13 protein-coding genes are annotated in these 15,186 nt (G+C 73.7%); 6 read left to right on the top strand and 7 right to left on the bottom strand.

The features are described from left to right. Positions 1-23 precede the first annotated feature (23 nt). Positions 24-2,507, top strand: a complete 2,484-nt coding sequence (locus tag ACFQ8T_RS03915) for a DNA topoisomerase (ATP-hydrolyzing) subunit A (protein ID WP_430545254.1) — start codon at positions 24-26, stop codon at positions 2,505-2,507. 35 nt (positions 2,508-2,542) lie between these two features. Here ACFQ8T_RS03915 and ACFQ8T_RS03910 read toward each other — a convergent pair whose 3' ends face one another. Further along, positions 2,543-3,247 (bottom strand): alpha/beta fold hydrolase, encoded by a 705-nt coding sequence (locus ACFQ8T_RS03910; RefSeq protein ID WP_430545253.1) that lies wholly within the window; start codon positions 3,245-3,247, stop codon positions 2,543-2,545. 50 nt (positions 3,248-3,297) lie between these two features. Here ACFQ8T_RS03910 and ACFQ8T_RS03905 point away from each other — a divergent pair, with 50 nt between their 5' ends. Further along, entirely contained in the window at positions 3,298-3,768 is a 471-nt protein-coding gene (locus ACFQ8T_RS03905; protein WP_430545252.1) for a GNAT family N-acetyltransferase, read from the top strand. Here the strand turns inward: ACFQ8T_RS03905 and ACFQ8T_RS03900 are convergent. Together ACFQ8T_RS03900 and ACFQ8T_RS03895 are read right to left on the bottom strand one after the other, a co-directional pair. Next, entirely contained in the window at positions 3,681-4,430 is a 750-nt protein-coding gene (locus tag ACFQ8T_RS03900; protein WP_430545251.1) for a lysoplasmalogenase family protein, read from the bottom strand. The genes ACFQ8T_RS03905 and ACFQ8T_RS03900 overlap by 88 nt on opposite strands. An 85-nt stretch (positions 4,431-4,515) precedes the next feature. Further along, positions 4,516-5,631: a GNAT family N-acetyltransferase gene (locus ACFQ8T_RS03895; RefSeq protein ID WP_430545250.1), complete on the bottom strand. Its 1,116-nt coding sequence runs from the start codon at positions 5,629-5,631 to the stop codon at positions 4,516-4,518. 150 nt (positions 5,632-5,781) lie between these two features. Here ACFQ8T_RS03895 and ACFQ8T_RS03890 point away from each other — a divergent pair, with 150 nt between their 5' ends. From ACFQ8T_RS03890 to ACFQ8T_RS03880, 3 genes are all read left to right on the top strand, one after another. Then, positions 5,782-6,675, top strand: a complete 894-nt coding sequence (locus tag ACFQ8T_RS03890) for an SMP-30/gluconolactonase/LRE family protein (protein WP_430545249.1) — start codon at positions 5,782-5,784, stop codon at positions 6,673-6,675. Between the two features lie 84 nt (positions 6,676-6,759). Then, complete coding sequence (metH, locus tag ACFQ8T_RS03885; RefSeq protein ID WP_430545248.1) at positions 6,760-10,335, top strand: methionine synthase; 3,576 nt, start codon at positions 6,760-6,762, stop codon at positions 10,333-10,335. A 109-nt stretch (positions 10,336-10,444) separates the two neighbouring features. Continuing rightward, complete coding sequence (locus ACFQ8T_RS03880) at positions 10,445-11,104, top strand: GNAT family N-acetyltransferase (RefSeq protein WP_430545247.1); 660 nt, start codon at positions 10,445-10,447, stop codon at positions 11,102-11,104. 17 nt (positions 11,105-11,121) lie between these two features. Here the strand turns inward: ACFQ8T_RS03880 and ACFQ8T_RS03875 are convergent, their stop codons facing one another. From ACFQ8T_RS03875 to ACFQ8T_RS03860, 4 genes are read right to left on the bottom strand one after another with little or no spacing between them, the layout of a single operon-like run. Continuing rightward, a complete protein-coding gene (locus tag ACFQ8T_RS03875) occupies positions 11,122-11,484 on the bottom strand; it encodes a DUF2200 domain-containing protein (RefSeq protein ID WP_430545246.1) in 363 nt (120 codons plus the stop codon). A 40-nt stretch (positions 11,485-11,524) separates the two neighbouring features. Continuing rightward, complete coding sequence (locus ACFQ8T_RS03870) at positions 11,525-12,139, bottom strand: DUF6580 family putative transport protein (RefSeq protein WP_430545245.1); 615 nt, start codon at positions 12,137-12,139, stop codon at positions 11,525-11,527. Then, positions 12,136-12,579, bottom strand: a complete 444-nt coding sequence (locus tag ACFQ8T_RS03865; protein WP_430545244.1) for a DUF4430 domain-containing protein — start codon at positions 12,577-12,579, stop codon at positions 12,136-12,138. The genes ACFQ8T_RS03870 and ACFQ8T_RS03865 overlap by 4 nt, the downstream gene beginning before the upstream one ends. Before the next feature lie 58 nt (positions 12,580-12,637). After that, positions 12,638-14,764, bottom strand: a complete 2,127-nt coding sequence (locus tag ACFQ8T_RS03860) for a type IIA DNA topoisomerase subunit B (protein WP_430545243.1) — start codon at positions 14,762-14,764, stop codon at positions 12,638-12,640. Between the two features lie 136 nt (positions 14,765-14,900). Between ACFQ8T_RS03860 and ACFQ8T_RS03855 the strand changes: the two genes are divergently transcribed. Then, a complete protein-coding gene (locus tag ACFQ8T_RS03855) occupies positions 14,901-15,116 on the top strand; it encodes a DUF7455 domain-containing protein (protein ID WP_429729875.1) in 216 nt (71 codons plus the stop codon). Positions 15,117-15,186: the final 70 nt, after the last annotated feature.

Raw genomic sequence — 15,186 nt, 5'->3', positions numbered from 1 at the left:
ATCGAACTCAGGAGCCGCACCGCATGGCGCGCAAGAGCAGCAGCGCACCCGTCACCGACGAGCCGTTCGACGAGAAGATCGTCGACATCGACGTCGCGGCGGAGATGGAGACGTCGTTCCTCGAGTACGCGTACTCCGTCATCTACTCGCGCGCGCTGCCCGACGCCCGCGACGGCCTGAAGCCGGTGCACCGCCGGATCCTGTACATGATGTCGGACATGGGCCTGCGGCCCGACCGTGCGCACGTGAAGTCGTCGCGCGTGGTCGGCGAGGTCATGGGCAAGCTCCACCCGCACGGCGACACCGCGATCTACGACGCGCTGGTGCGCCTCGCGCAGGACTTCTCGATGCGCCTGCCGCTGGTCGACGGGCACGGGAACTTCGGCTCGCTCGACGACGGGCCGGCCGCCCCCCGGTACACCGAGGCCCGGCTCGCCCCGCCGTCGATGGCGATGACCGCCGGGCTCGACGAGGACGTCGTCGACTTCGTCCCGAACTACGACAACAAGCTCACACAGCCGTCCGTGCTGCCGTCCGCCGTGCCGAACCTGCTGGTCAACGGCTCGTCCGGGATCGCCGTCGGCATGGCGACGAACATGGCGCCCCACAACCTCGTCGAGGTCGTGGCCGCCGCCCAGCACCTCATCACGCGCCCGGACGCGACGCTCGACGACGTCATGCGCTTCGTCCCCGGCCCCGACCTGCCCTCGGGCGGCAAGATCGTCGGGCTCGACGGCGTGCGCGACGCCTACCGCACGGGGCGCGGCACGTTCCGCACGCGCGCCACCGCCCGCGTCGAGAACGTCACGCCGCGCCGCAAGGGCATCGTCGTGACGGAGCTGCCCTACGGCGTCGGCCCGGAGAAGGTGATCGAGAAGATCGCCGACGGCGTGAAGGCCAAGAAGATCCAGGGCGTCACCAACGTGCAGGACCTCACGGACCGCACCCACGGCCTGCGCCTGGTCGTCGAGGTGAAGACCGGCTTCGACCCGGACGCCGTGCTGGAGCAGCTGTACCGCACCACGCCGCTCGAGGACTCGTTCGGCATCAACAACGTGGCCCTCGTCGACGGCCAGCCGCGCACGCTCGGTCTGCTGGAGCTGCTGCGCGTGTGGGTGGAGCACCGCATCGACGTGGTGCGCCGCCGGTCGACGTTCCGGCTCGCCAAGCGGCAGGAGCGCCTGCACCTGGTGGAGGGCCTGCTGCTGGCCATCGTCGACATCGACGAGGTCATCCAGGTCATCCGCTCCTCCGACGACGCCGCGGCGGCCCGCGAGCGCCTCATGGGCGTCTTCGACCTGTCGGAGCCCCAGGCCACGTACATCCTCGACCTGCAGCTGCGCCGCCTGACCAAGTTCTCCCGGATCGAGCTGGAGAAGGAGCAGTCGGAGCTGGAGCGCGAGATCGCCGAGCTGCAGGAGATCCTCGCCGACGACGCGCGCCTGCGCGCCGTCGTCAGCGCCGAGATGGGCGAGGTCGCCTCCACCTACGGCACGCCGCGCCGCACGGTGCTGCTCGACTCCGCCGGCGGCGCCACCGCCCCCGCGGCGACGAACGGCCGCAGCAGGGCACCGGCCATCAGCCTGGAGATCGCGGACTCCCCCACCCGGGCGCTGCTGTCCGCCACCGGGCTCCTGGCCCGGACGTCGGGCGAGGCCGCGGACGCGCCGCTCGAGCGCGCCGGCCGCCGGCACGCCCACGACGCGATGCGCGGCGACGTCGCGACGACCACCCGCGGCGACGTCGGCCTCGTCACGTCCGCCGGCCGCCTGCTGCGGGTGTCGGTGCTCGACCTGCCCGCGCTGCCCCCGGTCGACGGCCCGCCGTCGCTGTCGGGCGGGATCCCGGTGAGCGAGCTCGTCGCGCTCGCACCCGGCGAGACGGCGCTGGCCGTGGCCTCCCTGGACGAGGACGCGCCCACCCTGGCCCTCGGCACCGCGAACGGCGTCGTCAAGCGCGTCGCGGCGGGCGACGTGCCCGCGAACCGCGACGAGTGGGACGTCATCGCGCTCAAGGACGGCGACCGGGTGGTGGGCGCCGCACCGGTGGGAGAGGACGACGAGCTCGTCTTCGTCGCCTCCGACGCGAGCCTGCTGCACTTCGACGCCTCCGCCGTGCGCCCGCAGGGGCGGGCTGCGGCCGGCATGGCGGGCATCCGCCTCGGCGCGGGCCAGCACGTCGTCTTCTTCGGCGTCGCGCGGGCGGCGACCCGCGACCTGCACACCGTCGTCACGGTGGCGGGGGCGTCGGGCGCGCTGCCCGGCACGGGCGGCGGCTCCGCGAAGGTCACCCCGTACGAGCTGTACCCCGGCAAGGGGCGCGGCACGGGCGGGGTGCGCGCGCACCGCTTCCTCAAGGGCGAGGACGGCCTCGTCCTGGCCTGGGTCGGAGAGGGCCCCGCCCGCGCCGTCGGCGGCGCCGGCCAGCCCGCCGAGCTGCCGGAGAGCACCGACCGCCGCGACGGCTCGGGCCAGCCGCTCGGCGCGCCGGTCGCGGCGATCGGCTGACCTGGTCGGCTGACCTGGTCGGCTGACGCCGCGGCTCAGCGCGCGACGGCGTCGACGATCGCCGCGCCCAGGTCGGCCGGGCGCGTGAACATCGGCCAGTGCCCCGTGGGCAGGTCGACGATCTCGTAGTCGCGCAGCCGCGCGAGCTCGGCGACGAACGGGTGCCCCTGCGCCACCAGGCTGCGCAGGGTCTCGGCCGACATCTCGGACGCGATGACCGTCGACGGGATGTCGAGCCGGCGGTCGTCGTCGGACAGCCGGTGCCCCTCGCGCACGGTCCCGCCCGGCTGCGGGATCGAGCCCGCCAGCACCTCGGCACGGATCGTGTCCGTCATCCCGCGCAGCGAGTCCTCGCCGAACTCGCCCCAGTCGAGCGGGTACTCGACGGCGTCGGCCGGGAAGTCCGCGTTGGTGGCCTGCCCGTCGGCTGCCGGCCCCGAGTCCACGTAGACGACGTGCGCCACCCGGTCGGGACGGGCATCGGAGGCCGCGTACACGAGCCCGCCGCCCGCGGAGTGCCCGACGAGGGCGACGGGCGCGTCGCCCGGGACGGCGTCGATCGCGGCGACCACGGCGTCCACGTGGTCCGCGAGATGGATGCCGGAGCGGTCGGCGTCGACCGCCTCCATGCCCGGCAGGGTGACGGCGTGGGGCGTGTGCCCCGCCGCCGTGAGCGCCGGGACGACGTCGTCCCAGGCCGATCCGTCGAGCCAGAACCCCGGTACCAGGATGATGTCCATGTCCCGAGATTAGGCGTGACCTCCGACACGTCGGCTGCTTCACTGCCGCCATGCCGGACCTCGACCTGACCGACCTCCACCTGCCCGACGGCTACGCCTTCACCACCGCCCCCGAGCGGATCGACACCGACCGGGCGCACGAGCTGCTCGCCGCGCACGCGTACTGGGCCGTCGGCCGCTCCCGCGAGCAGCACCGGGCCGCCGTGGCAGGGTCGCGCAGCTACGGCGTCCTCGCCGCGACGGGCGACCTCGCCGCCTACGCCCGCCTGGTCACCGACGGCGCGACGTTCGGCTGGCTCGCGGACGTGATCGTCGACCCCGCGCACCGCGGGCACGGGCTGGGCCGCGCCGTCGTCGCGGGGGCGCTGGCCGACATCGAGTCCCTCGGGCTGAAGCGGGTCCTGCTCCGCGCGTCCGACCAGGGCCGGCGCATCTACGAGCGCGCTGGCTTCACGCCCGTCCCCGAGCCCGACACCTGGATGGAGCTGCGCGCGAGCACCCCCGCGACCAGCAGCGCCTGACCCGCGACGTAGGTGAGCATCACCCAGAAGCCGGAGGCGGGCGGGTCGAACCAGCCGGTGAAGGCGCCCAGCGCGATCATGGCGTCCGACGCCAGGAACACGACGCCGCCCGCTCCGGCCAGCGGGTGCACGCCCGTGGCGAGCACCGCCATCGCCACCAGGCAGACCCCGTACACGACCACGGCGGCCAGGAGCGGGCCGGGCGCGCCGGGGGCGCACGCCACGACGAGTGCGGCGGCCGCGAGCGCGTAGGGGGCGAGGAGCGCCGGTCGGCGCGCGACGCTCGCTCGTCGGGACGGCCAGAAGGCGACGACGTACGTCACCTGGGCGAGCAGGAAGAAGCCCACCATGACGAGGAACGCGGCGTCGCCCTCGAACGCCGCGGGCGCCGTGTCCCCCAGCCACGACAGGCCGAGGGCGACCGCGACGACGCGGACCAGCCGCGAGCGAGGGGCGGGCGCGGCGCACCAGAGCGTCCCGGCGAGCAGCGGCATCAGGCAGACCTGCGTGACCCGCGCCCAGGTGCTGGCCTCGGCCACCTGGGCCACGAGGTGCAGCACGGTGAGCATCGCGAGCGCGACGGCGGCCGCGCGGGAGGTGACGGTGGGCAGGAGCCGCGGGGGCGGCGCCGGGAGCAGCCCGTGATGAACGACGTCGGTCACGCCCGGCAGCCTAGGCCCCCGGGCCCTCCCGCCGAAACCCGGCCTCCCGGTCCCGGCCGGGGCGCGGCGCGCGGGCGCTGCGCGGTCAGAGCTCGATCGTCAGCAGCCGCGACCCGTGGCGCTTCGTGTACCCGAGGCTGGCGTACAGCCCGTGCGCCCCGCTCGGGTTCTGCGTGTCGACGTCGAGCGCCGCGACCGCCATGCCGTCGGCCGCGTACGCCCGCATCCCCGCGGCGAGCAGCGCGACCGCGACCTTGCGCCCGCGGTACGCGCGGCGCACGCCGAGGGTGTCCGTGTAGCCGAACGGGTGGCCGCGCACCGCGAAGTCCTCGGTGTACCGCGACCCGACGTGGTAGCCGACCACGAGCGGCGCGCCGGCCCGCAGGGCTGCCGCGGTCTCGGCGTCGGTGGCGGGGTCGGCGAGCAGGGCCGCGACGTCCGGTGCAGGGTCCACGACGACGAACGACCACTCGGGCGCGTACGTCGCCCGGCCGTTGCGCCACTGCTCCGGCGTCTGCGGCTCGCTGCCCCAGTGGTCGCGGAACGCGTCGTTGTGGGCCAGGCGGGCGGGCTCGTCGTGCTCGTCGTCGAGCGGTACCAGCCGGAGGCCGCCGTCGAGGTCGACGACCGGCAGCGGGTGGGTGTCGAGGTCGCGCAGGTCCCGCTCGAGGTCGGAGTAGTAGCGCCGCGGCGTGAAGCCCGCCCGCTCGTACAGGCGCACCTTCGCGGCGGGAGCGTCGTCCTCGAGGAACCCCGCGAGGCGTCCCGGCACGTCCTTGCCGGAGGCCGCGAGCACCTGGCGCGCCCGGGCCTCCTGCCAGGCGAACACCTCCCGGCCGATGCCCTCGCCGCGGCGGTCCGGGTGCACCCCGCCCCACAGGAACGCGCGGACGCGCCGCGTGTCGCCGGGCATCGTCTCGACGTCGCCGTAGGCGCGCAGCGCGCCCGCGGCGTCCAGGCCGAGCACCGTGTCGGCCGCGAGGTCGCGCCAGGGCGCCCCCAGGAGCTCGGCGACCTCCGCGAGGGACTCGCGGTAGGGCTCCTGGTCCGCGGCGGCGACCGTGTTCCGCAGGTCCAGGAGCGCGGGCGCGTCGTCGGTCGTCGCGGGCCGCCAGGTCAGGCCGCCCGCGGTCAGCGCCGGCAGCACGGCGGGGGCGGCGGCGCGCTCGGCGAGGGACGCGCGCAGATCGGTGCTGGCCATGGGCCCACGGTAGGTGGGCCGCGGCGTCGCGCGCACGGCTTTTCGCGGCCGGCGCCGGTTGTCGCGGTGCGACGGCGTGTGGCACGGTGCAGCCACCGCACAGCCTCCTGACCTGCACGGACCACGCACCACGACCCGCCGGAGCCCGCGATGACCGAGACCGTCCCCGCCGTCTACGAACGCCTCGACGAGCGCTTCGCCGCCGTGCGCGGCGACGGCCGCCTCGAGCGGCTGTGGACGGGTGGCCGCTGGACGGAGGGCCCGCTGTACGTGCCCGCCGGCCGGTACCTGCTGTTCAGCGACATCCCCAACGACCGCGTGCTGCGGTGGGACGAGGCGGACGGGTCGGTGAGCGTCCTCGAGTCGCCGGCCCGCTACCCGAACGGCCGCACGATCGACCGCCAGGGGCGGGTGGTCACCTGCCGGCAGGGCGCGCGCCGGGTGGAGCGCACCGAGCACGACGGCTCGACGACGGTCCTCGCGGACCGCTGGCGCGGACGGCGGCTCAACAGCCCGAACGACGTGGTGGTGTCCGCCGACGGAGCGGTGTGGTTCACCGACCCGCCGTACGGCATCACGACCGACTACGAGGGCGAGCGAGCGGACCCGGAGATCGACGGCTGCCACGTCTACCGGGTCGACCCCGCCACGGGTGACGTGACCGCCGTCGCCACGGACCTCGAGCGGCCCAACGGCCTCGCGCTGTCCGTGGACGGGACGCACCTGTACGTCGCGGACACGCGCCGCCGGCACCTGCGGGTCTTCGCCGTCGACGGCGGCCGGCTCGCGGGCGGGGAGGTGTTCGCCGAGCTCGACGGCGGCCCGGACGGCGTACGCGTCGACACGGCGGGCCGCGTCTGGGTGGCCGCCGGCGAGGCCCTGCACGTGCTCGACCCCGACGGCACGCTCCTCGGGCGGCTCCGTCTGCCCGAGGAGGTCTCGAACCTCGCGTTCGGCGGCCGCAAGCGCAACCGCCTCTTCGTCACGGCGTCGACCTCGGTGTACTCGATCCTGCTCACCGTGAACGGTGCGCCGCTGCTCTGAGCGGCCCGCGGTGTCGGCTCGCGGGCCCGCTCGCGGCTGTGGACGCACCGTCCGAGGGCCGCCGCGCGCCGTTACTCTGCACGGGTGACGACCACGCTCGACCCTGCCGCCGCCGACGCCCGATCCGCCGCCCTGCGCGAGGCCCTGCGCACGCGCGTCGTGGTGGCCGACGGCGCCATGGGCACGATGATCCAGGCCGCGGACCCGACCCTCGAGGACTACGAGGGGCACGAGGGCTGCAACGAGATCCTCAACGTGTCGCGCCCGGACATCATCCGCGCCGTGCACGACGAGTACCTCGAGGTGGGCGTCGACGCGATCGAGACGAACACCTTCGGCGCCAACTGGTCCAACCTGTCCGACTACGGGATCGACGACCGGATCCGCGAGCTCGCGCGGGCCGGGGCGGCGCTGGCCCGCGAGCGCGCCGACGCCTTCGCGACCGCCGACCACCCGCGCTGGGTGCTCGGGTCGATGGGCCCCGGCACCAAGCTCCCGAGCCTGGGGCACACCACGTACGCGCACCTGCGCGCGACGTTCGCCGAGCAGGCGGCCGGCCTGCTCGAGGGCGGCGCGGACGCGCTGCTCGTCGAGACGAGCCAGGACCTGCTGCAGGCGAAGGCCGCGGTCACGGGCTGCCACGACGCGATCGCGGAGGTCGGCCGGTCGGTGCCGGTCATCGTCTCCGTGACCGTCGAGACCACCGGCACCATGCTCATGGGGTCGGAGATCGGCGCCGCGCTCACCGCCCTGCAGGCGATCGGCGTCGACGCGATCGGGCTGAACTGCGCCACCGGCCCGGACCAGATGAGCGAGCACCTGCGCCACCTCGCGCGTCACAGCGAGGTCCCGGTCACCTGCATGCCCAACGCGGGTCTGCCCGAGCTGGGGCCGCACGGCGCCGTGTACCCGCTCACGCCCGAGGAGCTGGCCGCGGCGCACACGCAGTTCGTGCAGGAGTTCGGCCTCGGCCTCGTGGGCGGCTGCTGCGGCACGACGCCGGAGCACCTGCGCCAGGTCGTCGAGGCCGTGCGCGGCCGCGCGCTGCCCGACCGGAACCCGCAGCGCGAGAACGGCGTCGCGTCCCTGTACTCGCACACGGACCTGCGGCAGGACACGTCGTACCTGGCCATCGGCGAGCGCACCAATGCCAACGGCTCCAAGGCGTTCCGCGAGGCGATGCTCGAGGGCCGCTGGGACGACGTCGTCGACATCGCCCGCGCCCAGACGCGCGACGGCGCCCACCTGCTCGACGTCTGCGTCGACTACGTGGGGCGCGACGGCGTCGCGGACGTGCGCGAGGTGGTCTCGCGCCTGGCGTCGGCGTCCACGCTGCCGCTGGTCATCGACTCCACCGAGCCGGCCGTGCTGCAGGCGGGGCTCGAGCTGCTCGGCGGCCGCGGCGTCGTGAACTCGGTGAACTTCGAGGACGGCGACGGCCCCGGCTCGCGCTACGCCAGGATCATGCCGCTCGTGCAGGAGCACGGCGCGGCCGTCGTCGCGCTGACCATCGACGAGGAGGGGCAGGCGCGCACCAAGGACGGCAAGGTCGCCATCGCCACCCGCCTCATCGAGCAGCTCACGGGCGACTGGGACATGCGGGTGGACGACATCATCGTCGACGCCCTGACCTTCCCCATCGCGACGGGTCAGGAGGAGACGCGGCGCGACGCCATCGAGACGATCGAGGCGATCCGCGAGATCACGACCCGATACCCCGGCGTGCACACCACGCTCGGCGTCTCCAACGTGTCGTTCGGCCTCAACCCGGCCGCCCGCACCGTGCTGAACTCGGTGTTCCTGCACGAGGCGACCCAGGCGGGCCTGGACTCCGCCATCGTGCACGCGGCGAAGATCCTGCCCCGCAACGCGATCCCCGACGAGCAGTGGGAGGCCGCGGAGGACCTGGTGTGGGACCGGCGGCGGTACGACGACGAGGGCAACCTCGTCCACGACCCGCTCGCGCACCTCCTCGAGCTGTTCTCCGGCGTCGACGCCACCGCGCTCCGCGACCAGCGTGCCGCCGAGCTCGCCGCGCTGCCCGTCGGCGAGCGCCTGGAGCGCCGCATCGTCGACGGCGCGCGCAAGGGCCTCGAGGGGGACGTCGACGAGGCGCTGGCCGACGGCATGAAGGCCCTCGACATCGTCAACACCCACCTCCTGGGCGGCATGAAGGTCGTGGGCGAGCTGTTCGGCTCCGGGCAGATGCAGCTGCCCTTCGTGCTGCAGTCCGCCGAGGTGATGAAGACCGCGGTGGCGCTGCTCGAGCCGCACATGGAGAAGGTCGAGGGCGGCGAGGGCCGGTCCAAGGGCACCGTGGTGCTCGCCACCGTGCGCGGCGACGTGCACGACATCGGCAAGAACCTCGTCGACATCATCCTGACCAACAACGGCTACACGGTGGTGAACATCGGCATCAAGCAGCCGGTGAGCGCCATGATCGAGGCCGCCGAGGAGCACGACGCCGACGTCATCGGCATGTCCGGGCTGCTCGTGAAGTCGACGGTCGTGATGAAGGAGAACCTCCAGGAGCTGGTCTCCCGCGGCATGGAGAAGCGCTGGCCGGTGCTGCTCGGCGGCGCCGCGCTGACGCGGACGTACGTCGAGGACGACCTCGCCTCCGCGTTCCCCGGCACCGTGCGGTACGCGAAGGACGCCTTCGAGGGGCTGCGGCTCATGGAGCCCCTCGTCGCCATCGCGCGTGGCGCCGACCCCGAGTCCGTGGGGCTGCCCGCGCTGCGCAAGCGCCGGCACGGCGTCGTCACGGTCACCGAGACTGCGCCGGAGGACCTGCCCGCGCGCTCCGACGTCGCCGCCGACAACCCGGTGCCGGAGCCGCCGTTCTGGGGCACCCGCATCGTCAAGGGCATCCAGCTTGCCGCCTACGCCGCGTTCCTCGACGAGCGCGCCACGTTCATGGGCCAGTGGGGGCTCAAGCCCGGCCGCGGGGACGACGGGGCGTCGTACGAGGAGCTCGTCGAGACCGAGGGCCGGCCACGGCTGGCCGCCTGGCTCGACCGTGTCCGCACGGACCAGATCATGGACCCGACGGTCGTGTACGGGTACTTCCCCGTGTGGTCCGAGGGAGACGACGTCGTGGTGGCGCACCACGACGGGCCGGACGGCGGTTCCGGCGGCGAGCCGGGCACCGAGCGCCTGCGGTTCCGGTTCCCGCGGCAGCGCCGCGACCGGCACCTGTGCCTGGCCGACTTCGTCCGCCCGCGCTCGTTCGCCGAGGAGTCCGGGCGGTTCGACGTCCTGCCCGTACAGCTCGTGACCGTCGGCGACGCCGTCTCGGGGCACACCGCGAAGCTCTTCGAGGCGAACGCCTACCGCGAGTACATGGAGCTGCACGGCCTGTCCGTACAGCTCACCGAGGCGCTGGCCGAGTTCTGGCACTCCCGCGTGCGCGACGAGCTCGGCTTCGCCGGCGAGGAGCCCACCGACGTCGAGGGCCTGTTCAAGCTGCAGTACCGCGGCGCGCGGTTCTCCCTCGGCTACCCCGCGTGCCCCGAGATGGAGGACCGCCGCAAGGTCGTCGAGCTGCTGCGCCCGGAGCGCGTGGGCGTGACGCTGTCCGACGAGCTGCAGCTGCACCCCGAGCAGTCCACCGACGCGTTCGTCTTCCACCACCCCGAGGCGAAGTACTTCAGCGTGTGAGGCCGCCGGGCCGGTGCGCGTCGAGCTGCCGGTCGAGGGCGCGCCTCCTCGACGCGGGCGGCGCGCCCCCGTGGTCGACGTCGGGCGCGCGACCAGGGACGATGTGACCATGAGCACGCCGCAGACCGGTCAGGACGCCAGCCCCGCGGGCAGCCCGCCGACGATCGAGGTGGACCGCTACCGGCCCTCCGACCGCGCCACCCTCTACGACGTCTGCCTGCGGACGGGCGACGCCGGCGAGGACGCGACCGGGCTGTACGCCGACGGCGACCTCCTCGGCCACGTGTACCTCGGCGCGTACCTCGAGCTGGAGCCCGACCTCGCGCGCGTCCTGCGGCGGGAGGACGGCACCGCCGTCGGCTACTGCGTGGCCACCGCGAGCACCACGGACTTCGAGCACCGCTGCGAGGAGAGCTGGTGGCCCGCGCTGCGCGCCCGCCACGCCGCTCGCGCCGAGGAGGACGAGTCGCCGGACGCGCGACTGCTGCGCATGATCCACGCGCCGTCGCGGACCGAGACCCCGTGGCTCGCAGAGTTCCCCGCGCACCTCCACGTCGACCTGCTGCCCGAGGCGCAGGGCGGCGGCCGCGGCCGCCGCGTGCTCGAGGCGACGCTCGACGCGGTCGCCGCCACCGGCTCACCGGGCATCCACCTCGGCGTCGGCGCGAGCAACGTGCGCGCCATCGGCTTCTACGAGCACCTGGGCTTCCGCACCCTGGAGCACCACCCCTGGGGGCTCACGATGGGACTGCGCCTGCCACGCCGCTGACGGCGAGCCGGCCGTCGCTAGGCGGCCGCGCTCCCCCGCAGGATCGACGTCATCTTCTTGCCCTTGGCGACCTCGTCGACGAGCTTGTCCATCCAGCGGATCTGCTGCATCAGCTGGTCGTCGATCTCCTCGACGCGGACGCCGCAGATCACCCCGGTGATGAGCGACGCGTTCGGGTTCATCGCGGGCGCCCGGGCGAAGAACGTCTCCAGGTCCACCTCGTCGGCGATCGCCTTCTCGAGGCCGGCGTCGTCGTAGCCCGTGAGCCAGGTCAGGACGCGATCGAGGTCGTCCGTGCTGCGGTCCTTGCGCTCCACCTTCTGCACGTACAGCGGGTAGACGCTGGCGAAGGTCATCCGGCGGATCCGGTCGGCAGGCATCGGTCGCCTCCTGTCGTGACGGTCGTTCCTGGACTCGAGGCTATCGCGCGACGACGGCCTCGGATGCCGCCACGGAGGCCCGCTCCAGCCTGGCCACCAGCGCGACGAGCCCGGCCGCGAGCGGGACCAGCACCAGGTTGCCCAGCAGCATCGGACGCAGGAACGGCAGCCCGGCGACGTAGCTGGCGAGCAGGCCGTCCAGGCCCGCGGGGTAGAACGTGCCCCGGCCGAGCCACCACACGCCCGCGTTGGTCCAGAGGTAGAAGAACAGCGAGCTGCCGACGCCGAAGCCCAGCGCGGCGACGAGGCGCCCCGTGGTGCCCCGGGTGCGGCCGGCCCACCAGGCGCCGACGCCGATCGCGGCCCACGCGGTCCACGTGAACACCAGCACCGACGAGTTGCCCAGCAGCACGTCGCTCAGCGCGACCACGACCAGCGGGGCGAGCATCGCGAGCCGGTGGCGCAGCAGCCCGGCGGCGGCGAAGGCCGCGGCGGTCGAGAGCTCCAGGTTCGGCGGCGCGCCGAGGTCCGTCTTCACGAGCCGCCAGACGACGGCGCCCGCGACGAGCAGCACGGCCAGCGCGGGCCGCCACCACCGGTGCACGAGGTCGCGGGCGGAGAGCGGGGCCTCCAGGCGGGAGGTCGCGGCGCTCACTGCTCGATCTCCTCGAGCTTCCAGGTGATGGTCTGCCCGTCCTTCGTCTCGAGCGAGCCCGCGCCGACCTGGGCCATCTCGTCGTCGACGTACAGGCCCCAGAACTCCGTCTCCGGGTCGGCCTCGCGCCCGCGGATCGCGGTGACGAACGCGTTCTCGCCCTTGCCCTGCACCTGGGCGTCCGGGTCCTTCTCCTCCAGCAGCTCGAGAGCGGTCTTGCCGTCCTCGCCCTCGTAGGAGAACTCGCTGAGGTTCTCCGCGACCTGCTGCGTCGGGTCGGCCGACGCGCTGGCGGACGCCGACGAACCGGCGTCCGGCGTGCCCTCGTCGGAGCAGCCGGCGAGCAGGCCTGCGGCCAGGACGGTCGCGGGGAGGAGGACGAGCAGTCGCGACGCTGCCGGACGGGAGGCCGGACGAGAGGTCGTGCAGGGGATCTTCACGGCCAGAGGGTACCCATCACCGGAGGGCACCCGCCGCTCGGGCCGCCATCCGGACGGGTCAGGCGTCGATCCGGGACTGGTCGAGGGTGTTCGCCCCGGCGACGATGAACTCCTTGCGGGGCGCGACGTCGCTGCCCATGAGCAGCTCGAACACGCGCTCCGCAGCCTCGGCGCCCTCCACCGTGACCCGGCGCAGCGTGCGGTGCCGCGGGTCCATGGTGGTCTCGGCGAGCTGGTCGGCGTCCATCTCCCCCAGGCCCTTGTAGCGCTGGATGTCCTCCTTGTACCGGCGCCCGGCCCGGTCGAGCTTCTTGAGGGTCGCGGTGAGCTCCGCCTCCGAGTACGTGTACAGGTACTCGTTCTTGCGCCGGCCGCTGCCCAGCACCTCCACCCGGTGCAGCGGCGGGACGGCGGCGAACACGCGGCCCGCCTCGAGCATCGGCCGCATGTACCGGTAGAAGAGCGTGAGCAGCAGGGTCCGGATGTGCGCGCCGTCGACGTCGGCGTCCGTCATCAGCACGATCTTGCCGTAGCGGGCGGCGTCGAGGTCGAAGGACCGGCCGGAGCCCGCGCCGAGCACCTGGATGATGGCCGCGCACTCCGCGTTGCGGAGCATGTCGCTGATCGACGCCTTCTGGACGTTGAGGATCTTGCCGCGGATCGGCAGCAGCGCCTGGAAGTCGCTCGAGCGGGCCAGCTTGGCCGTACCGAGGGCGCTGTCGCCCTCGACGATGAAGAGCTCGCTGCGGTTCACGTCGTCGCTGCGGCAGTCCGCGAGCTTCGCCGGCAGGGACGACGCCTCGAGGGCGTTCTTGCGCCGGGAGATCTCCTTCTGCTTGCGGGCCGTGACGCGGGCACGCATCTCGGCGACGACCTTCTCGAGGAGCAGGGCCGACTGCGCCTTCTCGTCGCGCTTGGACGACGTCAGGAGGGCGCCCAGCTCCTTCTCGACGACGCGGGAGACGATCGCCCGCACGGGAGCGGTACCGAGCACCTCCTTGGTCTGGCCCTCGAACTGCGGCTCCGCGAGCCGGACCGTGACGACCGCGGTGAGGCCGGCGAGGACGTCGTCCTTCTCGATGCGCTCGGCCGCGTCCTTCGTCGAGACCTTCAGACGGCGCGCGTTCGCCTCGATCTGCTTGCGGACGGTCTTGAGCAGGCCCTGCTCGAACCCGGACAGGTGGGAGCCGCCCTTGGGCGTCGCGATGATGTTGACGAAGGTGCGCACCTCGGTGTCGTACCCGCCGCCCCAGCGAAGGGCCACGTCCACCTCGCAGTCGCGCTGCACCTCCTGCGGCGACATGTGACCGCGGGAGTCCAGCACCGGCACCGTCTCGGTGAAGTGACCGCTGCCCTTGAGCTGCCACGTCGACGTCACCGGGGCGTCGGGCGCGAGGAACTCGACGAAGTCGATCGCGCCGCCGTCGTGCTGGAAGACCTCCTCGTGCGGGCCCGCCTCTCCCGGCGTGCCCGGCAGACCGCGCTCGTCGCGCAGCGTGAGCTTCAGCCCGGGGACGAGGAACGTCGTCTGGCGGGCGCGCGTGACCAGCTCGTCGTAGCTGAACACCGCCGTCTTCGGGAACACCTGGCGGTCCGCCCAGTAGCGCACCCGGGTACCGGTGACGCCGCGCTTCGTCTTCCCGACGATCGCCAGCTCGGACCCCGACACGAACGGCTCGAACGGCGACTCCGGGGACGGGCCGGAGACCGGGTCGGAGAAGACGCCCGGCTCGCCGCGGTGGAACGTCATCCGGTGGGTCTTCCCACCGAGGTCGACCTCGACGTCGAGGCGCGCCGAGAGCGCGTTGACCACGGAGGCACCCACGCCGTGCAGGCCGCCCGACGCCGTGTACGAACCGCCGCCGAACTTGCCGCCCGCGTGCAGCTTCGTGAAGACGACCTCGACGCCGGTCAGGCCGGTCTTCGGCTCGACGTCGACCGGGATGCCGCGACCGTCGTCCTCGACCGTGACCGACGAGTCGGCGTGCAGCACCACGCGGATGTTCGTCGCGTGCCCGCCGAGGGCCTCGTCGACGGAGTTGTCGATGATCTCCCACAGGCAGTGCATGAGGCCGCGCGAGTCCGTCGACCCGATGTACATGCCGGGGCGCTTGCGCACGGCCTCGAGGCCCTCGAGGACGGTGAGGTGGCGCGCGGTGTACCCGGACTCGGAGGTGGCAGTCACGGGAACGAGGGTAGACGACCGAACAGGTGTTCTTGTGCGCTCCACGCCGTCGGGCTGTGCTCCACGCCGCTATGCCCGGAGCGAACCCGACCCGGGTCCGGGATGCTCCGGGCCACCTGTCTGGTTGGATGGTCATGTGAGCACCACGACGACCGAACCGACCCAGCCGCTGACCGCCGCCGACCGCTGCGACCGCTGCGGCGCCCAGGCGTACGTGCGAGTGGTCCTGCCTGTCGGAGAGCTCCTCTTCTGCGGGCACCACGCACGCGCGCACGCGGACGCCTACCAGGGTGTCGCCGTCCACGTCCAGGACGAGACGGACCGTCTCCACGAGGAGCACGGGGCGCGCTGACCCCGGCGCAGCACACCGACCCCACGAGAGCCCCGCACCGTCCGGTGCGGGGCTCTCGTCCGTGGTACGC

This window comes from Isoptericola sp. NPDC056618 (assembly GCF_042792715.1).
GTDB lineage: Bacteria > Actinomycetota > Actinomycetes > Actinomycetales > Cellulomonadaceae > Isoptericola > Isoptericola nanjingensis.
The sequence above is the reverse complement of the archived record's forward strand: the minus strand, read 5'-3'. Positions and strand labels throughout refer to the sequence as shown.